Origin of the sequence: Nostoc cf. commune SO-36, from assembly GCF_023734775.1 — a bacterium.
Taxonomy (GTDB): domain Bacteria; phylum Cyanobacteriota; class Cyanobacteriia; order Cyanobacteriales; family Nostocaceae; genus Nostoc; species Nostoc commune_A.
The window spans coordinates 4,839,007-4,856,969 of the sequence record NZ_AP025732.1; the positions used below are offsets into that span (position 1 = coordinate 4,839,007).

Genomic DNA, 17,963 nt, shown 5'->3' on the forward strand with positions numbered 1-17,963 from the left:
GGAGAGGACAAGTGAAAGCCGCTACGCATCTACGCTTTATTTTTGAGGTTTTCTGCAAGGCGATCGCTTAGTTTTTGAGGTTTTCTGCAAGGCGATCGCACTTACTCTTCCACAACAGGCGATCGCTTAATTTTTGAGGTTTTCTGTAAGGCGATCGCTTCTCATCAACTATCAAACCATTATCAAACCATAAAATTAAAGCATAACTGTTCAAAAAACAGATATGTTAAAAACGCTTTGGGCTACTGTTCGGCATGGAAAAATCGAATTGCTGGAGTCAGAGGAATTACCGGAAGGAACAAGAGTGCTAGTGACGCTGCTTCCTGATGATGAAACTGAATTTTGGCTTCAAATCAGTCAAACATCACTTTCATCAGTTTGGGATAACGCTGAGGATGATGTCTATGCCGAACTACTCTAAAAGCGATCGCACTTACTCTTCCACAACAGGCGATCGCTTTGTTCTTGAGGTTTTCTACAAGGCGATCGCTCTTCATAAACTATCGAAGCATAAAATTAAAGCATGACTATTCATAAAACAGATATGCTAAAAACGCTTTGGGCTACTGTTCGGGAAGGAAAAATCGAATTGCTGGAGTCAGAGGAATTACCGGAAGGGACAAGAGTGTTAGTGACGCTGCTTCCTGATGATGAAACTGAATTTTGGCTTCAAACCAGTCAAACATCACTCTCATCAGTTTGGGATAACGCTGAGGATGATGTCTATGCCCAACTACTCTAAAAATGACATCATTTTGGTTCAGTATCCCTTTTCAGATTTGTCCAGTTCAAAAGTTAGACCTGCTGTTGTTGTAAGTGCGCCACACGTTTCCCAAGACATTTTAATCACGCCCTTGACGAGCAAAACTGGAGCATTGCTAGAAGGTGAGTTTGTCTTGTCTGAATGGGCAGCAGCAGGGCTAAACGTGGCTACAGCAGTCAAGAGAGGTTTATACACAGTGCATAAAAGCTTAGTTGTCAAAGTGATTGGCAAGTTAGCTGATGCTGATGCTGAACTTTTAGAGCAATCTTTGCGGTGTTGGTTGGGGTTGTCATAGTATTGGCAACTTCGCAAAATTGAGAATTGAATACCTAAACAAAGGGTAGGCGTAGCCCGTCGTAGACATTGCACTCACTCTTCCACAACAGCGATCGCTTTATTTTTGAGGTTTTCTGCAAGGCAATACCTACGGTGAGCTTCTCTACGAGACGCTGCGCGAACGCTAACGCACTCACTCTTCCACAATAGGCGATCGCTTAATTTTTGAAGTTTTCTGCAAGGCGATCGCTCACTCTTCCCCAACACGCGATCGCTTAGTTTTTGAGGTTTTCTGTAAGGCGACGCCGAATAGCCCGTCGTAGACATCGCTCTTTTGTTAACTATTATTTTCTTTAAGGCAAAATCTCAAAGCTATCGCAGTGCTGAGGTCGATATAATCTAAAATCTCGCTGATCTAAAGTAAATATTTTTTTAATCCCATAGCGTTCAGCTATAGCCATAACACTTGCATCTACAAAATCAATCCGACTATCTGCATACTCATCCAAGATTTCCGCCACACGAATTACATCTTGCTCTGTTAAAGCTACTAAACTAAAACGACTCGCAGATAGTCCTTGTAAAAAAGCTACTACTGTCGCTATACCTGCATTACGTCCTACCAAATAAGCTAATTCTGCTAATACTGTTTGGGGTAACAGAATTTGTTTTTGTTGTGTATATAGTGGTGCAACAATACTGTGCATTGCATCCGAACGGTTCAACAATGCTACAACAAAACCTGTATCAGCTACTGCTAATTTTATTTCCACGTCCAACCAGATTTTTCAGTAATCTCCTGTTGGAGAACATCTTCTGAGTTTATAGCCAAATCAGGTGTTGCTGCAAATAAACCAATTAATGGGTCAGATGCAGCATCATCAACTGTTTCTAGCAATTGGGTTTCGAGATATAGCCTAACAGCTTCACTGACTATTGATTCAGGAGATTGCCCTCGTTGAGTAGCCAGATTTATGACTTTTTCAAGTAAAGTCTGTTCCAGTTTCCAGTTAAATGTAGAGTCCACCAGATAACTTCTCTCTCTTTAGTAACAAAAGATATTCTAACAAATAGAGGTTTGATGCTCTATACTTTTTTTGTCTTGAAGTCAAATATACAAAGTGATACCTACGGTGAGCTACGCTAACGCTGACTCTTTCACAACAGGCGATGTCTGCTTTAGCACAGGAAGCGGTTGGTAATTCTGATGCACTATACAATGCGACGTTTCTGGCAATGTTATAATTCTCTGCCTTGGGATATTGAAGTTCTCGGCCAGTGAGTATAATTATAATAACTAAGCTTAATATCTAGCCAATATTACCACAAAGGAAATGCCAGCAAAAGACATTTACCATAATGCTGTTAAAAATGCCTTAATTAAGGATGGCTGGACAATTATAGTTGACCCTTATTTTTTGCAGTATGAAGATGCAGAACTTTATGCTGATTTATTTATAGAAAAAGCCTTATTAGCATAACAAGAAGGGACGAAAAATAGTTGTAGAAATCAAGAGTTTTATCAGTCCTTCTCCCATGAGAAATTTTGAAAATTCTCTAGGTCAATATATTTTATACCGCTATATTTTACAACTAGCCAGTAAAACCTATAAAATTTATCTAGCAACTCAGAGATACAGTGTTTGATACTTTCTTTCAAAGAAAATCTATTCAAGCAGTAGTTAAACTTCAGCAAATTTAATTTATTGTTTTTAACAATGAAAGGGAGGAAATTACTTTATGGATAAATTAACACAATATCGAGAGTTAATTAAACAGGTGCTAACTGAATATGATAATTTATCTCGTCAATCACCTGATAAAATTGCTGAAAATTGTTTAGTGTTTGATGAAAGTCATGATCATTATCTCTGGTTAACTGTAGATTGGCAAGGTAGCAAAAGACTTAAATATACTCATGTTCATATTCGGATTAAAAATGAGAAAATTTTCATAGAAGAAGACTGGACAGAAGAAGGAATAGCGACTGAATTAATAAAATTAGGTGTAAGTAGCAACGATATTGTGTTAGCTTTTCAGCCTCCAGATGTGAGAAAATTTACAGAATTTGCAACAGCTTAGTAAATTATTGTTCTACTCAGGCGATCGCATTATTTTTGAGGTTTTCTGTAAGGCAATACCTACGGTGAGCTTCTCTACGAGACGCTGCGCGAACGCTAACGCACTCACTCTTCCACAATAGGCGATGTCTAACGACAAGCCGCTACGCTTCTATATTTTCAATGATATCATAATATGATATCATTATATCTGTGGCTATATTCAACTTAACTGTAAGATGGCTGAAATTGTATTGATTAAATGGATCTCAATAACAAACAACGTCAGATTTTAGAGTTAATTTTTACGAATCCTGTACCATCTAATATTCTTTGGAAAGATATTGAAAGTTTATTTATAGCTCTCGGTGCTGATATTACTCAAGGTAGAGGTTCGCGGGTTCGCTGTGAAATTAAATGATGTGAAAGCTGTTTTTCACGAACCGCATCCTCAAAATGAGACAGATAAAGGAGCAGTCAAAGTCTGTTAGAGAATTTTTAATTAAGGCAGGAATTGAAATATGGATGACTTATAAAGGATACACAGCTAGTATAGAAGTAGATGTAGAAGCGGGAATACTTTTTGGTCAAGTCCTAGATATTAATGACGTGATTACCTTTAAGGCAAAAACTGTAGAGGAAGCGCGTCAAGAATTTCAAATTTCTGTTGATGATTATCTTGCTTTCTGTGAAGAACTAGGAGAGGAGCCTGATAAACCATTCTCTGGTAAACTTCCATTCCGCACAACTCCAGAACACCACCGCAAAATATTTATTGCTGCTAAAAAGGCTGGCAAAAGCATAAATGCTTGGATGGATGAAATATTAACTGGTGCTGCGGATAAAGTAATTAATCCTTAGGGTCAATCATTCTAAATATGTTTTTTCGCTAAAGTGTATTCGCCTTTGGCATTTGATGGGAATATTCAAGTTGAAATTTTTCTATGGATGCGTTAACTATCAACTTTGCTCCTGTTATTCAAATAACAGATGAGCAATTCTTCCAGTTATGTCAGATAAATGAATTAATCAGATTTGAGCCTAATGCTGATAGCATGAGTCAACAGCTTAAGTTTGCGAGGGATGCGATCGCTCCTGAAAGCAAAATATTTTTGAGAGATGCCTTAAAATACAAAGACGCAAAAGTGCCTCTGCACCTTTGCGTCTCTGCATGAAATTATTCCCTACTTACACCATCTCAGATGAAGCTTGCATCATCTGCTGAGGCTGCGGCTGGAACATGAATAACGAGTACACTACATCTCGGCGAATGTTAACCATCATATCCAAGAAGAGTTCGTAACCCTCGCTCTTATATTCAATTAGTGGGTCTTTTTGACCGTAACCACGTAGCCCCACTGATTCGCGCAAGGCATCCATTTGTTGCAAGTGTTCCCGCCACAGAGTATCAATGCGTTGCAAGATAAAAAAGCGTTCCGCTTGCCGCATCAGTCCGGGTTGAACTTGGTCAATCTGCGCTTCTTTGAGGTCGTAAGCAATTCGCACCTGTTCGTGCAAAAAGGCTTTAATCTCGCCGACTGTGATATCTTCTAATTGACTCGCTTGTAAATCTGCTAGCAGATAAACGAATTCTTTGACTTTCTCAACCAACTTTTCTAACTCCCACTCTTCCGAGGGCAAGTCTATGTTGATGTAGTAGTCAACGATATCATCCATCGTTTTTTCAGCGTACTTGATTACTTGTTCTTTCAAATCTTGACCTTCTAACACCCGGCGGCGTTCGGCATAAATAGCCCGACGTTGATTATTCATCACCTCGTCGTACTCAAACACCTGTTTACGAATGTCGTAATAGTAGGTTTCGACTTTTTTCTGTGCGCCTTCCAAACTGCGGGTAAGCATCCCAGATTCAATGGGCATATCTTCTTCCACTTGGAAAGCATTCATTAATCCGGCAACGCGATCGCCACCAAAAATTCGCAGTAGGTTATCTTCTAAACTTAAGAAGAATCTCGTGGTTCCAGGGTCGCCTTGTCGTCCTGCACGTCCCCGTAACTGGTTATCAATCCGCCGCGATTCGTGGCGTTCTGTACCAATTACGTGCAAACCACCGATTCCCACTACCTCATCATGTTCGCGGGTAGTAAATTGTTCATATTCCTGCTTAATGCGGTTGTAAGCTTCCCGCAATTTCTGAATCACAGGGTCATCGATGGGAGCTTTTTCTGCGGCTACAGCTACCTTTTCTTCAGCTTCTAGTTCTGGTAAACTGCGATCGCCATACTCACGCACTGCAATTTCTACTGCATCTTTGAGTAGTTTTTCTGTTTCTTTGGTCAACTGGGTGGGGAAAATTTCTGGCGAAGCCCGCCAAGTTTTGACTTTTTTACCAGGGACAAAGCCTTGACCGCCACCATGTCCTGTAGGTAATCCGGCTGGTTTTTGCACACTAAAGTTATCTTCATCTTCTGGCATGACAATCCGGGGCATGAAGTATTCCCGCAGCTTCAGACGTGCCATGTATTCGGAGTTACCACCCAAGATGATGTCTGTACCTCTACCAGCCATGTTAGTAGCAATAGTGACAGCGCCTTTCCGTCCAGCTTGAGCGACAATTTCCGCCTCACGCTCGACATTTTCCGGCCTAGCGTTAAGTAATTCGTGGGGAATTTCCAGTTGCTTTAACAGCCGGCTGAGAAGTTCGGATTTTTCCACACTAGTGGTTCCTACTAACACAGGTCTGCCGAGTTCGTGCATTTCGGCACATTCGCTAGCGATCGCACCCCATTTGCCTGGTTCCGTCTTAAAGACCATATCAGACAAATCTTCGCGTCTGCGATCGCGGTTGGTAGGAATTACCGCAACTTCCAACTTATAAATTTTTTCAAATTCTGGTTCTTCTGTTTTTGCCGTTCCCGTCATTCCACCGAGTTTTGGATACAGCAAAAACATATTTTGGTAAGTAATTGTCGCTAGAGTTTGAGTTTCTGGCTGAATCTCTACGTGTTCTTTAGCTTCAATCGCTTGGTGTAATCCATCACTCCAACGCCGTCCGGCTAGCACCCGACCGGTAAATTCATCCACAATTACCACTTCACCATTGCGGACGATGTAATTTACATCCTTGAGGAAAAGTTCTTTGGCTTTAATTGCATTAAAAACAAAGTGCGCCCAAGGATCTTCTGGGTCAAATAAATCTGTGACTCCTAAAAGATTTTCCGATTCCGCAAATCCTTCATCTGTCAATAAAACGTTACGAGCTTTTTCGTCTACATCGTAATGTTCGTCTTTTTTGAGTGTGAAAGCTATTTCCGCGGCTTGCAGATACTTTTCTGTAGGTCTTTCCACCTGCCCAGAAATAATTAGTGGTGTCCGCGCCTCATCAACTAAAATCGAGTCCACCTCGTCAATTACGCAATAATTAAACGGGCGTTGTACCACATCTGCCATTGATGTCGCCATGTTATCCCGCAGATAGTCGAAGCCGACCTCGCTGTTGGTAACATAGGTGATATCGCAGTCGTAGTTTTTCTGGCGTTCACTAGGAGTCATGCTTGACTGAATTAGCCCCACACTCAGCCCCAAGAACCGATGCACCTGTCCCATCCATTCAGCGTCCCGACGAGCCAGGTAATCGTTCACAGTGATGACGTGTACACCTTTACCAGTAAGGGCATTTAAGTAACTTGGCAAGGTAGCAACTAGGGTTTTACCTTCGCCGGTTTTCATTTCGGCAATTTGTCCCACATGCAAAATGATACCGCCAAGGAGTTGGACATCAAAGTGCCGCAAGCCTAAGACTCGTTGTCCTGCTTCCCGAACAACGGCGTAAGCTTCTGGCAATATGTCGTCTAGGGTTTCCCCTTTAGCAATCCGTTGTTTAAATTCGACGGTTTTACCTTTTAACTCATCATCAGAAAGAACCTTAATTTCTTCCTCTAAAAGGTTAATTTCAGTAACAGAAGGTTGATATTTTTTAAGCTTACGAGCGTTGGGGTCGCCCAACAAAAGTTTTAGCATGGCAGATTATAGAACTGAATCAAGGGGGATGGGGATTAAAGGCTCGGCATTGATTATAAACATTTAACCCAGCCCAACCGTCTCGGTCGTGGATGGGTGTGAAATGACAATTACCTCAAAAACAGGAGAAAAACTAGCCAATCAGTTTACTAAATGATTGGTTTTAACTCTTATCTTATATTTACTCTTTCTTCATAGTATCATTTTGCCCCCAGATGGGGCCAGAGAGGGAGTAAGGGAATGGAGTTATAAGTTAACGCGATGTGCGACTTATTCTTAAAACCCCTCTCCAAACCTCTCCCCGAAACGGAGAGAGGCTTTGATTATTGCTCCCCTTCCCTTGTAGGGAAGGGGTTGGGGGTTAGGTCTGAGAGAAAGTTGCACACGGCGTAAGTTATGAATTTTTCAACTCCTAACTTCTAACTCCTCATTCCTAACTCCTCACTTCCATTCTGCTGACAGCTGGCGGAAATTATAATCACTAGCACTGGGATGACAGCTGACACAACTGCCAACCTGGACGGGACGTGATAACTCAACTCCTGGATGCAAAGCTTTAAAATAACGCGAGTTATCGAGGCGGTATGGTGTTTCTTCGTCGTCTAGCTGGATACGGGAGAAAGTCGAAAGATATTTCCACACTAAAATGCGCGGCGGATCGACTAAAGGCTTGATTTGTGCGCCGTAGTGTTGTGAATCTTGCAGGAGATTTTTCCAAGTTTGGGTAGGTAAAACGGCTGGTGGTATGCCAATGTGGCACGTGGAACAGTTTTCCAAATACAGTTCTTGCCCCAGTTGGTATTGTGCAGGCACAACGTCAACACTACCAATTTCAGGGGTGGTAACAGCACTTTGGGCGTTAGTTGCCAAGGCTAGAAGCCAGCCCATAGCCAAACTCCACGTTACAATTACCAAAAGTAAACCAAAAAATTGGCGTTTAAATTCACGTTCGGCGCTTTGGCGTAGCCCGCCGTAGGCATCGCTGGTTTTGCGCTTAACAAAAATTGACATTCCTCACATTCCCAGATATTTAAAAGTAGCGCTTGTGCTAATCATAGGACTTACGCAGTATTGGTAGTGTTTCGGATTTTGTGTCAGTAGTTTTATAATGGCAAGCAGCCCTGTGTCTATACATCTCTAAAGATTAATCACAGTGGCACACCACTGACTTTCCCAGAAAAAATCTGTTGGCAGTTTTAAACTGACTCACCAGAAAAATCAGCCAAAATATCTCGGATTTCATTTACACCAATATCTTCTCGATCAGACTTGGAATAAATCGTTAATAGCAAAATACTTGTAGGTGACTCAACTTGATAAATCAATCGGTATCCAGCACTCTTACCTTTTTGGATACTACTGTTGCGAACTCTTCGCTTGTAAATAATATACTCTTCACCGATACCCGCAATGCGATCGCCGACAAAATTGCCTTGCTGTAATTGCTCAATAATCGCTTGAACATCAGAGCGAATATTGCGAAATCTCTTAGAAAGATCGCGCAAGTTTTGTTTATATTCAGGAGTTAAATCGATTAATACCAATGGCTGTTCATTCGGCATCGATTCCCTCCCACATTTCGGATAATGGTAGGCGTTGACCAGCTTTTGCTTGCTGCAAGGCTCTTCTCAAGCTAGCTTTAATCTCCTCAATGGGTGTATCATCAGGGTCAACCTCTTCTGCTTCTGCTGGTTCTGGAACCAACACAATTACCCGAACCTGATGAGGATAAGTGCTTCCCTGAATCGGCTCATCTAAAACTAGGTTTCCTTGAGAGTCAATCCTACCGGTAACTTCGATCGCTTTCATCTGTTGTCTACCTCATTAGAATCTATGGGAAAGGATTATGCTCTCATTCTTGAACTTCTTGATCTAAAAGGTGATGAAGGAGTTCACTGGTACAAGCTCGACCGTTTAATGATGTTAATAGATGAACTACTAGCTGGTCATAAATATATTTCGCAAGTAGTGAGAGAATTATCAGATTTGGGATTATTGAAAGTTATCAATGACAAGAGTCTATCAAGTGGCAACTGTGTCATCTCAGATAAAGGTAAAAAATGGTTGGCTGACAGAAACTATAGTGGCATTCTTGCCCGTTCAATATTGTCTACACTGGTAGAAAAATATCATATAACCCTGTATTAGCTCAGTGTTAACATGGCTATTGTCGGTCATTTATGACATTTCCAAATAGTGTACATTTTGTGAATGTATCTACTTAATAAGGTAGAATATAACTAAGAGAACAAGCACAAAATTTGAGAAACATCGAACTCACTTTAACACGCACAAATTGAAGCAGGATAAAGAATCTAAAGTTTAGATTCACTCTTACATTAAGGAATAGAAACCGATCGCAATAATCGCTCAACAACAGTTCTAGCGTTGCGTCCTCCTCTAGGAATAAGGCGATGGCAAAGAACGTGAGGGACGAGAAATTTCACATCATCGGGGATGGCATAATCACGCCCTAATAGAAAAGCTAGCGCTTTGGCAGCCCGTTGTAATGCTAATGTACCACGCGGACTGACGCCAAGGGCGATTTCCTCATCTTGGCGTGTTGCCCGCACCAATTCGAGGATGTACTGTTGCAAAGAAGTTGCCACTTTTACTTGAGAGCATAAGTAACGTAATTCTTGTACTTCTGCCAAGGTAATACAAGGCTGCAAATCAGCAATCTTTACACCATTTTGGAGATTTTGCAGCATAAGTAGTTCTTCTACCTCGGAAGGATAGCCTAAACTTAGCGACAACATAAACCGATCCATTTGCGCTTCTGGCAGGGGAAAAGTACCTTGGTACTCGATAGGGTTTTGAGTGGCAATAACAAAAAATGGCTGGGGAACTGCACGAGACACACCATCGACTGTTACCTGATGTTCTTCCATAACTTCCAGCAAAGCTGATTGAGTGCGGGGTGTAGCGCGGTTGATTTCGTCAGCTAGTAATATATTGGCAAAGATTGGCCCAGGAAGATAAGTAAATTCGCCGCTTTTTGGGTTCCAAATGTTGGTGCCAGTTATATCCGTTGGCAGTAAATCGGGGGTACATTGTAGCCGTTGAAACTTGCCATCCAGTGAACGAGCTAGAGATTTAGCGAGGAGAGTTTTACCAACACCAGGAACATCTTCTAGGAGGGCATGGCCACCACCGAGGAAGGCGACTAGCACTAAGCGTATTGCCTCAGCTTTGCCAACGATGGTAAGAGCCAGATTTTGTGTTAAAGCGTCGATTTTTTCTCTCATGCGTTGTGGGGAGTGGGGAGTAGGAGGAGCAGGGGGAGCAGGGGGAGCAGGGAGCAGGGAGCAGGGAGCAAGGGCGAAGGTTTTCCCTTCTGCCCCCTGCACCCGCCCCTCTGCCTCTTCTCCATGCCCAATTTCCCTAAATACATTGTTCCCACTCAGAACACCTAATTCTTAACTCCTAACTTTTAACTTTGCGCTTTAGCACTCAAAATTTCTTTGGCAACAACGCAGTCAAGTTGGATTTGGGTTTTTAGGGCTTCTAGAGAAGCAAATTTTTGTTCAGGGCGCAAAAATTTCACTAGTTCCACAGCCAATTTTTTGCCATACAAATCACCAGACCAATCGAGTAAATGTACTTCTGCCGATGAATCAGTACCGTTTACAGTTGGGCGATTACCGATATTCATTACGCCTAAGCTCTCACTAAGAGCGGTATCTAATGTTTCAGTGAGAGTGAAAACGCGAACAGCGTAGACTCCTTGGCGCGGCAAAAACTTTTCTTTTGGTAGTTGGAGGTTGGCAGTAGGAAAGCCAATTGTTCTGCCCAATTGTTGACCTTGAACGACTACACCAACCAAGGTGTAGGTGCGTCCTAGTAGTAGATTTGCGTTTTCGATGTCGCCGTTTTCCAGGGTTTGGCGGATCAATGAAGTGCTAATAGGGACATCCTGGCTCGGAGTAGTGGTGACACAACTGCTTTCTATAGGCGAGTCACCTGTATAAGTTTGCAAGGGAACGATAGTAACGGGGATATTGTGCTTGGCGGCGAGTAATTGCAAATCCTTGGCAGTACCACTTCGCTTTTCGCCAAAACAAAAATCTTGCCCAATACTAATTCTTTGGCATTGTAGTTGTTGCACGAGAATTTTGTCGACAAATTCTTCGGGAGTCAAAGCCGATAATTCTTTGTCAAAGGGTAGTAGTACCAGTTGCTCTACCCCAAGCGATCGCAATTGTTGGACTTTTTCATCCAGTGGCGTTAACAAAGTCCGGGGTTGCCCTGTAAAGAACTCCTGTGGATGGGGGTCAAAGGTGACAACTGTTGAGTAAGTATATTCTTGATTTGTTAGTTGTTGATTTTCCTTTGACTGCGGACTACTAGCTCCTGACAAGTGATCACCAGCGTGCAAGACTGGTTGAATTACCCTTTGATGCCCAAGATGAACACCATCAAACTTGCCAAGGGCAACAGCAGTCGGCGTTAGTAGCCCAACGCTTGAAGAAGCAACCCGCACAGAACACCCATTTTTAGACAAATTTAGCACGTGGATTCTGAGATTTTAGGTTTATTTTAGCTATCAGCAGGAAGCTACCCTATGGTAAACCGCCTTGAGGAGGACATTCACTAACTGCCCATGAGGTTTTGTGCGATCAGCCAGGGTATTGATGCCATCCCTTTTAGCTATCAGCCAAAAGCATAACCAGGGGAAGTTGCCCAAGATGATTTCTTGTGCCATTAGCTTGAGAGCTAATCGCTAAGTCTAGATAACCCCAAATAGCAGAGCTAAAAAGGCTCTAGTTCTGCATTGAGATTACAAGGTTTTACCCTGTAATCAGCAGCAAGAGAGGGTATCTGGGCTGTGTTGGTAGAATCGATAAAATGTGTCCTCCTGTTGTCGCCCTTATCCTGTGTCGGCGCTTTGACAACTCTGGGCAGCGCTGTCTCACTGTGCAGCCAACAGGTACGCTCTCGCGCTAAAAGCTTCTGATCACCAATCTAATCTAAAATCTCCAATTCCTCCGATCGCGATCTTTAACTAGAAAACTTACTAACAGGAAAAGATTCTGATAAGACAACTGAGGTAGGAATCTGAAGTACCATTCCTTCCCGTGCCATAATAGCACCAGGAAATTTCGCAGATGCTTGTTTGCCTACACGATCTAAAAAGTCGTCATTGTGGGCGGGGTCGTGGTGGTAAATTACTAGAGTTTTGACATTAGCAGCTTGTGCCACTTTCACCGCTTCTTGCCAGGTGGAATGTCCCCAGCCAATTTTTGGCGATGTTGGGCAATGATATTCTTCGTCTGTGTACGTAGAATCGTAAATTAAAATGTCGGCATTACGAGCTAGCCACAGCACATTGTCATCAAGTCGATCGGGAAAATGTTCGGTATCAGTGATATAAGCAGCAGCACCACCATGCCAGTTGACGCGGTATCCTACAGCTTCTCCTGGATGGTTTAAAGGTGCTGTTTCTACAGTGACATCATCGATGTGGATTGGTTGCCCTGGTCGAATGTCGTAGAAATTTAAATTGGCTTGCATAATCTGCAAGGGTACGGGAAAGTTAGGGTGTAACATTTGATCGTTGAGGCGCTGTTCTATGGTAGAACCATCAGGTGCGATCGCGCCGTAGATATGAAAGTCATTACCCTTTACAAACCCTGGGCTAAAGAAGGGAAAACCCTGCATGTGATCCCAGTGAGAATGGGTAAAAAATATGTGAGCTTCTAACGGCATTTGGCGCAACATAGATTGCCCCAAAACATGTAATCCTGTGCCAGCATCGAAAATTAAGCGTTTATCGCCCGCTTGCATTGATATGCAAGGGGTATTACCGCCGTAACGAACAGTGTGTGGCCCTGGACTGGGGATGCTGCCGCGAACGCCCCAAAATTGCACGGTAAATTGTTTCTCTATCCTAGACATGGGTATTGCTTGCTGGACTGAGCGGGCGATAAATGAAATAATTGTTACTTATTTTGTCTAAGTTTGTACTGTCTCACCGATTTTGGTAGAGGGAGGATTTCTTGGTAAAACAGCATACCCTGTTTCTGGCTGATTGTGTAAATGTGAATGAAATCCTGTAACTTAGAATTTTCCCGGTTTTGGGATGGATGTGTATCGCTTATTTCAAGAGTTCCCTACGTTATAGCCTACATTTTTCTGTGATGCATTTGAATAACTCCAGTTTTGTCCTGATTAATCAAATGATTCACAGAAAATTAAATTCCCAATCAGACAATTTATCTAGTCCAGTTGCGTAAGTAAGATTGTATTGCAACGGGGTAATACTGATGTAGTTATTACGTACAACTTGTACATCTGTCGGTACATTTTGAGGCAGATTTAATCCAGATGGGGGTTCTACATCCTCAATGACTTCTCCGGTTAGCCAATAGTACGTTTTTCCACGAGGATCAACTCGTTTATCAAACACATCAATGTAACGCCGTACTCCTTGACGGGTGAGAGTAACACCGGCAATTTCTTCCCATTTGACCGCAGGAACATTGACGTTGAGCAACATTAAATCTGGCAGTGGTTTTTGGGCTAAATGGTCTACAAGAATTTTGGCAAACTTAGCAGCAGATTGAAAGTCTTTAGATGTGTGACTAATAAGACTCAGCGCTACACTGGGAATACCTTCAATTAGACCTTCCATTGCCGCAGAAACAGTACCGGAATATAAGATTTCAGTTCCCAAATTTGCACCTTGATTAATGCCAGATAGAACCAAATCGGGGGGAGTATCTAGCAAAGCCCACAGCGCCAATTTGACACAATCTGAAGGCGTACCATCGCAAGCCCAAGCTTTGATAGCAGGATGAAAAATCCCTTCAACAATTTCGGCGCGAATGGGTTGGTGTAAAGTTAACCCGTGTCCAGTTGCCGATCGCTCTCGATCTGGGCAAACTACACTCACATCATGACCTGCCTCTGCCAAGTAGTTGGCTAGGGTACGAATCCCCAAGGCAGAAATGCCATCATCGTTGCTAATTAGTAATTTCATAGTCATTAGTCATTGGTCGTTGGTCACTTGTACTGAGCGACTTGCCCTGAGCGCAGTCGTACCCCTGCGGGGAAGCAAGCTACGCGTAGCGTCCCGTAGGGAAGGGAGCCGAAGTATTAGTCATTGGTCATTAGTTATTAGTTGGTTGTTATTAGCCATTTGTCAATGTCTGAGGTCACAAGCAGCAAAAAAACATTTATACTCACTAGTACACTGTGGCATCAGTTTGCCTACCTTTAACATAAGTTGCTCAATCCCCAAGTCTCATTAAGTGAGATGTTTTAGCTAGATTTACGCGCCTGCTGTACTAGCCCAATCGTCTCTAACTGATAAACAGAGGTTTGATTTTGACCTTCACCTTTCATTGCTGTTAATGGCATAGCGTAAGTTGATTTATCGAGCAGCTTACAGCTTTTGAATATAGACTAATGACTAATGACCAATGACTAATAACTAATGACTAGCAATTTAGAAGCTCAACTTTTAGCACTGCGGCAGGAAGGAGAAAAAGCGATCGCAGCCGCCGACACCCTAGAACGTCTAGAGGAACTCAGAGTTAACTATCTGGGTAAAAAAGGGGAACTGGGGGCACTGTTGCGAAGTATGGGGCAGATGAGTGCAGAGGAACGGCCAAAAATTGGAGCGATCGCTAATACAGTCAAAGAATCTCTGCAAACTAGTCTAGACCAGCAACGCGTTGCCCTGGAATCCGCGCAAATTCAACTACAGCTAGAGGCGGAAACTCTGGATGTTACTATGCCGGGAATTTACAGCCCCCAAGGTCGCATTCATCCCCTCAATGGAATTATTGACCGGGCGCTGGATATCTTTGTTGGTATGGGCTATACCGTGGCTCAAGGGCCAGAGATGGAAACAGATTATTATAATTTCGAGGCTCTTAATACCCCGCCTGACCACCCCGCCCGTGATATGCAGGATACTTTTTACCTGCCAGATGGGAATCTTTTACGGACTCATACATCGTCAGTGCAAATTCGTTACATGGAAAGAGAAGAACCACCGATTCGAGTTGTAGCTCCAGGGCGAGTTTATCGGCGAGATAATGTAGATGCGACTCACTCGGCTGTTTTCCATCAAATAGAACTTTTAGCCATTGACGAGGGACTAACTTTTACAGACCTCAAGGGCACAATTAAAGTATTTTTACAAGCAATATTTGGCGATTTACCTATTCGCTTCCGCGCCAGTTATTTCCCGTTTACTGAACCTTCAGCTGAAGTGGATTTGCAGTGGAATGGGCGCTGGTTGGAGGTGATGGGCTGCGGTATGGTTGATCCAAATGTACTTAAGTCTGTGGGTTATGATCCAGAAGTTTATACTGGGTTTGCTGCCGGTTTTGGTGTAGAACGCTTTGCAATGGTGTTACATCAAATCGATGATATTCGTCGCTTGTATGCTAGCGATTTGCGGTTTTTGCAGCAATTTTAGGGAAGCGATCGCTTTAAATAATCAGGCGTTTACTAAATTTACAAAAGTCAATTTGATGAAAATATAACCACAGATAAATATCTATGAATTATCTGTGGTTTTAAATAATAGATCAGGATTGATGAATTTGGTAAACTATTAGTACGTAACTTCTGTTGACCTGATATGACTACAATCATTGGCAAAGGTCTAACGCTTGAGGAATATTTGAAGTATGACGATGGCACGGATAGTCATTATGAACTTGTGGCAGGTGAGTTAGTTGCAATGCCACCCGAAAGTCCAAAAAATGTCCAGATATCTCTATTTTTGCTGGTCAATTTTCTCAAGTTCGTCCCGTTCAATCGGTTAAGTAACAAAGTTGAAATTGTTGTTGCTGGTTCTCGTGCAACAACTCGCATTCCTGATTTAGTTGTGCTAACGGATGAACTTGCAACAATCTTAGAAGGTGCAACTCGATCCACAATCACCCTGGATATGCCACCTCCAGCACTAGTTGTCGAAGTTGTTTCTCCTGGCAAAGCTAACGAAGATCGAGACTATCGCTACAAACGTTCCGAGTATGCCGCAAGGGGAATTACTGAATATTGGATTGTTGACCCTCAGATAAATGCAGTTACCGTACTGATATTAGTTAACGGGTTTTATGAAGAAACCAGATTTGCAGGAAACACTGCGATCGCTTCTACTATTTTTCCAGAGTTACAGCTAACCGCAGAGCAAGTACTCAAAGCTGGAGAAAGCAATACGTGTGACGCCATTTCTTAGTTTAAATTTAATAAGGAAGACTGACGAAGGGATTTTAAAAGTGCGATCGCGATCAAAACTTTCATCATCTCAAACAGTAAAATGTAGTAAATAATTGCTACCCAAAATTCATGCCATGAGCCGATGGCCTTTTTACCGCAGGATGCAATAATCGCAGAAGAAAAGCTAACCAAGTATCTGCTTGTGCCGTTGCCAAAAGACGATAAATCTAAATTTCTAGCTAGGGCTGGGTACACACTAGACAACTGGCAACAACTGGAAAGGGATCTACGCGCTCAAGTTTTAACGCAACCTGCCGAGACGATCGAAACAACTCGTTATGGGCAGAAGTATGCTATTCGTGCGTGTCTGCGAGGGCTTAATGGTGTTGAACTAAATATCTTAACCATTTGGATGGTTGCAAACGATACAACCAAATTTGTCACCTTAGTGCCAGATCAAGGAGCTAACTTATGAAGGTACAGTACCCCTTATTCTCTCAAGTTGCATTAGCACAGGATTTACCAGAATACAATCTCAAGCGAGGGAATGTTGCAACAATTGTGGAACATTATCCCATGCCTGAAGGGGAAGAGGACGGGTATAGTCTGGAAGGGTTTGATCTGCCCCATGTGACGATCGAAGTAGCAGCATCTCAAATTATCCCCATTGCCCAGTTGCAGCAAGAAGAAATGATTTTAGCCAAGTTACGCCAGCTATCTGGAGCGAGATTGTTACAATTACAAGATTATCTCGATTTTCTGTTGCAAAAAGAAGAGTCTGAGCATCAGAGTAGGTTAAAATCTCCCACCTAAGTATTTGGTGAGAAAATCTTCTGCGTAGGCGTAGCCCGTCGTAGACATCGCTTCTACTATTTTCCCAGAGTTACAGCTAACCGCAGAGCAAGTACTCAACGCTGGATAAAGCAATGCGGTTAAAAGGCAGACAGGCGAAGTGATTTGAGAAGTGCGATCGCGTAGTTTTATTGCCTGGTAGCAAGTAGGTTACATTTACTTGCTAGAGAAATTCATAAAACTTACGTTTTTTTGCGGATTTTGTTTTGCTTACTTCCCCTCTAGATTGGATATATAGAAGGGAGAAGATATGTTTAGAAAACTTACTTTGGGATTGATACTGGCATTATCTACTGTGCTACCATCCCATGCACAATCTATGGATTGGGTGAATGTTGGTAGTTCTAATGAAGGTATTGAGTTAGATGTTGATGCAAATTCTATTCAAAGGTCTGGTTATTTAGTCGAATATAGTATCAGAATGCGATACCTACGCCCAGATAAAAGTGGTGCAGTTATAGCTGGAATTCGAGAAATTGCAGACTGTAATTCAGGTGTATTTCAAGTTCAAGAATCAATAGCTTTCAATCGGCAAAACAAAATTGTTTTTAATCAAAAATATAATAATGCTCCTGTGCAACAAGTGGAATCAGGAACTTTGGGACACGCAAAATACAGCTTTGTATGTCAAGCTCAAATGCACAGAGATGTGGTACAAGACTTTGTGGATATTTCTCGTGCAGCCACAGAGTCTGTTAATACTGTCATAAAAGCAAGGTTTATAGACCCTTAATTATGCTTTGCATCTACGTTATTACACAATAGTATTTAATTAAAGCTTGCTCTAATTCCCTCCATAAAAATCAGGGAATTAGAGCAAGCCTTTTTATAAGGTGGGTTCGAGGACTATT

27 protein-coding genes and 1 pseudogene are annotated in these 17,963 nt (G+C 42.3%); 16 read left to right on the forward strand and 12 right to left on the reverse strand.

From position 1 onward, the window contains the following. Positions 1 to 67: 67 nt before the first annotated feature. Positions 68 to 214 carry a hypothetical protein gene (locus ANSO36C_RS21830; protein WP_251956210.1) on the reverse strand — a complete coding sequence of 49 codons (147 nt, stop codon included), beginning with the start codon at positions 212 to 214 and terminating at the stop codon, positions 68 to 70. Positions 215 to 223: 9 nt separating this feature from the next. On the opposite strand from ANSO36C_RS21830, the gene ANSO36C_RS21835 reads away from it, so the two are divergent. The 4 genes from ANSO36C_RS21835 to ANSO36C_RS21845 are packed head-to-tail and all read left to right on the forward strand — an operon-like array spanning position 224 to position 1,058. Next, positions 224 to 421, forward strand: a complete 198-nt coding sequence (locus ANSO36C_RS21835) for a hypothetical protein (RefSeq protein ID WP_251956211.1) — start codon at positions 224 to 226, stop codon at positions 419 to 421. Beyond that, on the forward strand, positions 405 to 527 hold the full coding sequence (locus ANSO36C_RS33945) for a hypothetical protein (RefSeq protein WP_267145329.1): 123 nt from the start codon (positions 405 to 407) through the stop codon (positions 525 to 527). Before ANSO36C_RS21835 ends, ANSO36C_RS33945 begins: the two co-directional genes overlap by 17 nt. Then, positions 524 to 742 (forward strand): hypothetical protein, encoded by a 219-nt coding sequence (locus ANSO36C_RS21840; RefSeq protein WP_251956212.1) that lies wholly within the window; start codon positions 524 to 526, stop codon positions 740 to 742. The genes ANSO36C_RS33945 and ANSO36C_RS21840 overlap by 4 nt, the downstream gene beginning before the upstream one ends. Beyond that, complete coding sequence (locus ANSO36C_RS21845; RefSeq protein WP_194046650.1) at positions 726 to 1,058, forward strand: type II toxin-antitoxin system PemK/MazF family toxin; 333 nt, start codon at positions 726 to 728, stop codon at positions 1,056 to 1,058. Before ANSO36C_RS21840 ends, ANSO36C_RS21845 begins: the two co-directional genes overlap by 17 nt. A gap of 74 nt (positions 1,059 to 1,132) precedes the next feature. Here the strand turns inward: ANSO36C_RS21845 and ANSO36C_RS21850 are convergent, their stop codons facing one another. Genes ANSO36C_RS21850 through ANSO36C_RS21860 form a run of 3 tightly spaced genes read right to left on the reverse strand, consistent with a single transcriptional unit; the run spans position 1,133 to position 2,066 of the window. After that, entirely contained in the window at positions 1,133 to 1,366 is a 234-nt protein-coding gene (locus ANSO36C_RS21850; RefSeq protein WP_251956213.1) for a hypothetical protein, read from the reverse strand. A gap of 26 nt (positions 1,367 to 1,392) precedes the next feature. Then, positions 1,393 to 1,812 carry a type II toxin-antitoxin system VapC family toxin gene (locus ANSO36C_RS21855; RefSeq protein ID WP_251956214.1) on the reverse strand — a complete coding sequence of 140 codons (420 nt, stop codon included), beginning with the start codon at positions 1,810 to 1,812 and terminating at the stop codon, positions 1,393 to 1,395. Further along, positions 1,803 to 2,066, reverse strand: coding sequence for a hypothetical protein (locus ANSO36C_RS21860; RefSeq protein WP_251956215.1), 264 nt, complete (start codon positions 2,064 to 2,066; stop codon positions 1,803 to 1,805). Before ANSO36C_RS21860 ends, ANSO36C_RS21855 begins: the two co-directional genes overlap by 10 nt. 307 nt (positions 2,067 to 2,373) lie before the next feature. Between ANSO36C_RS21860 and ANSO36C_RS34370 the strand changes: the two genes are divergently transcribed. The 6 genes and pseudogenes from ANSO36C_RS34370 (at position 2,374) to ANSO36C_RS21885 (ending at position 4,274) form a co-directional block, all read left to right on the forward strand. Further along, the gene (locus ANSO36C_RS34370) at positions 2,374 to 2,520 is read left to right on the forward strand and encodes an element excision factor XisH family protein (protein WP_323374475.1); all 147 of its coding nucleotides are present in this window, start codon (positions 2,374 to 2,376) and stop codon (positions 2,518 to 2,520) included. A gap of 55 nt (positions 2,521 to 2,575) precedes the next feature. Continuing rightward, a complete protein-coding gene (locus tag ANSO36C_RS34375) occupies positions 2,576 to 2,686 on the forward strand; it encodes an element excision factor XisH family protein (protein WP_323374476.1) in 111 nt (36 codons plus the stop codon). A 93-nt stretch (positions 2,687 to 2,779) separates the two neighbouring features. Continuing rightward, complete coding sequence (locus tag ANSO36C_RS21870; protein ID WP_251956216.1) at positions 2,780 to 3,121, forward strand: XisI protein; 342 nt, start codon at positions 2,780 to 2,782, stop codon at positions 3,119 to 3,121. Between the two features lie 240 nt (positions 3,122 to 3,361). Continuing rightward, positions 3,362 to 3,618, forward strand: a pseudogene (locus ANSO36C_RS21875) (type II toxin-antitoxin system HicA family toxin); the annotation flags it as partial. Positions 3,619 to 3,624: 6 nt separating this feature from the next. Beyond that, a complete protein-coding gene (locus ANSO36C_RS21880) occupies positions 3,625 to 3,960 on the forward strand; it encodes a type II toxin-antitoxin system HicB family antitoxin (protein WP_251960405.1) in 336 nt (111 codons plus the stop codon). 83 nt (positions 3,961 to 4,043) lie between these two features. Next, positions 4,044 to 4,274, forward strand: a complete 231-nt coding sequence (locus ANSO36C_RS21885) for a hypothetical protein (RefSeq protein ID WP_251956217.1) — start codon at positions 4,044 to 4,046, stop codon at positions 4,272 to 4,274. A 13-nt stretch (positions 4,275 to 4,287) separates the two neighbouring features. On the opposite strand, the gene secA is transcribed toward ANSO36C_RS21885, so the two are convergent. The 4 genes from secA to ANSO36C_RS21905 form a co-directional block, all read right to left on the reverse strand. Further along, on the reverse strand, positions 4,288 to 7,080 hold the full coding sequence (gene secA / locus ANSO36C_RS21890; RefSeq protein ID WP_251956218.1) for a preprotein translocase subunit SecA: 2,793 nt from the start codon (positions 7,078 to 7,080) through the stop codon (positions 4,288 to 4,290). A gap of 441 nt (positions 7,081 to 7,521) precedes the next feature. Beyond that, positions 7,522 to 8,091: a cytochrome C gene (locus ANSO36C_RS21895; protein ID WP_251956219.1), complete on the reverse strand. Its 570-nt coding sequence runs from the start codon at positions 8,089 to 8,091 to the stop codon at positions 7,522 to 7,524. Between the two features lie 185 nt (positions 8,092 to 8,276). Next, positions 8,277 to 8,642, reverse strand: a complete 366-nt coding sequence (locus ANSO36C_RS21900; protein WP_251956220.1) for a type II toxin-antitoxin system RelE/ParE family toxin — start codon at positions 8,640 to 8,642, stop codon at positions 8,277 to 8,279. Continuing rightward, positions 8,632 to 8,889, reverse strand: a complete 258-nt coding sequence (locus ANSO36C_RS21905) for a type II toxin-antitoxin system RelN family antitoxin (protein ID WP_251956221.1) — start codon at positions 8,887 to 8,889, stop codon at positions 8,632 to 8,634. The genes ANSO36C_RS21900 and ANSO36C_RS21905 overlap by 11 nt, the downstream gene beginning before the upstream one ends. Before the next feature lie 24 nt (positions 8,890 to 8,913). Here ANSO36C_RS21905 and ANSO36C_RS21910 point away from each other — a divergent pair, with 24 nt between their 5' ends. Next, on the forward strand, positions 8,914 to 9,228 hold the full coding sequence (locus ANSO36C_RS21910) for a hypothetical protein (protein WP_251956222.1): 315 nt from the start codon (positions 8,914 to 8,916) through the stop codon (positions 9,226 to 9,228). 191 nt (positions 9,229 to 9,419) lie between these two features. Here ANSO36C_RS21910 and ANSO36C_RS21915 read toward each other — a convergent pair whose 3' ends face one another. From ANSO36C_RS21915 to surE, 4 genes are all read right to left on the reverse strand, one after another. Further along, positions 9,420 to 10,328: an AAA family ATPase gene (locus tag ANSO36C_RS21915; RefSeq protein WP_251960406.1), complete on the reverse strand. Its 909-nt coding sequence runs from the start codon at positions 10,326 to 10,328 to the stop codon at positions 9,420 to 9,422. Between the two features lie 185 nt (positions 10,329 to 10,513). Further along, entirely contained in the window at positions 10,514 to 11,593 is a 1,080-nt protein-coding gene (locus ANSO36C_RS21920) for a bifunctional riboflavin kinase/FAD synthetase (protein ID WP_251956223.1), read from the reverse strand. A 488-nt stretch (positions 11,594 to 12,081) separates the two neighbouring features. Beyond that, positions 12,082 to 12,978 (reverse strand): MBL fold metallo-hydrolase, encoded by an 897-nt coding sequence (locus ANSO36C_RS21925; RefSeq protein ID WP_251956224.1) that lies wholly within the window; start codon positions 12,976 to 12,978, stop codon positions 12,082 to 12,084. A 286-nt stretch (positions 12,979 to 13,264) separates the two neighbouring features. After that, complete coding sequence (surE, locus tag ANSO36C_RS21930; protein ID WP_251960407.1) at positions 13,265 to 14,062, reverse strand: 5'/3'-nucleotidase SurE; 798 nt, start codon at positions 14,060 to 14,062, stop codon at positions 13,265 to 13,267. Positions 14,063 to 14,518: 456 nt separating this feature from the next. Here surE and pheS point away from each other — a divergent pair, with 456 nt between their 5' ends. From pheS to ANSO36C_RS21955, 5 genes are all read left to right on the forward strand, one after another. Then, positions 14,519 to 15,511 (forward strand): phenylalanine--tRNA ligase subunit alpha, encoded by a 993-nt coding sequence (gene pheS, locus ANSO36C_RS21935; protein WP_190892424.1) that lies wholly within the window; start codon positions 14,519 to 14,521, stop codon positions 15,509 to 15,511. A 165-nt stretch (positions 15,512 to 15,676) separates the two neighbouring features. Next, positions 15,677 to 16,279 (forward strand): Uma2 family endonuclease, encoded by a 603-nt coding sequence (locus tag ANSO36C_RS21940; RefSeq protein ID WP_251956225.1) that lies wholly within the window; start codon positions 15,677 to 15,679, stop codon positions 16,277 to 16,279. 123 nt (positions 16,280 to 16,402) lie between these two features. Continuing rightward, complete coding sequence (locus ANSO36C_RS21945) at positions 16,403 to 16,735, forward strand: DUF6883 domain-containing protein (protein ID WP_251956226.1); 333 nt, start codon at positions 16,403 to 16,405, stop codon at positions 16,733 to 16,735. Beyond that, on the forward strand, positions 16,732 to 17,073 hold the full coding sequence (locus ANSO36C_RS21950) for a DUF4926 domain-containing protein (RefSeq protein ID WP_251956227.1): 342 nt from the start codon (positions 16,732 to 16,734) through the stop codon (positions 17,071 to 17,073). Before ANSO36C_RS21945 ends, ANSO36C_RS21950 begins: the two co-directional genes overlap by 4 nt. Before the next feature lie 289 nt (positions 17,074 to 17,362). Then, positions 17,363 to 17,845 (forward strand): surface-adhesin E family protein, encoded by a 483-nt coding sequence (locus ANSO36C_RS21955; protein ID WP_251956228.1) that lies wholly within the window; start codon positions 17,363 to 17,365, stop codon positions 17,843 to 17,845. Positions 17,846 to 17,963: the final 118 nt, after the last annotated feature.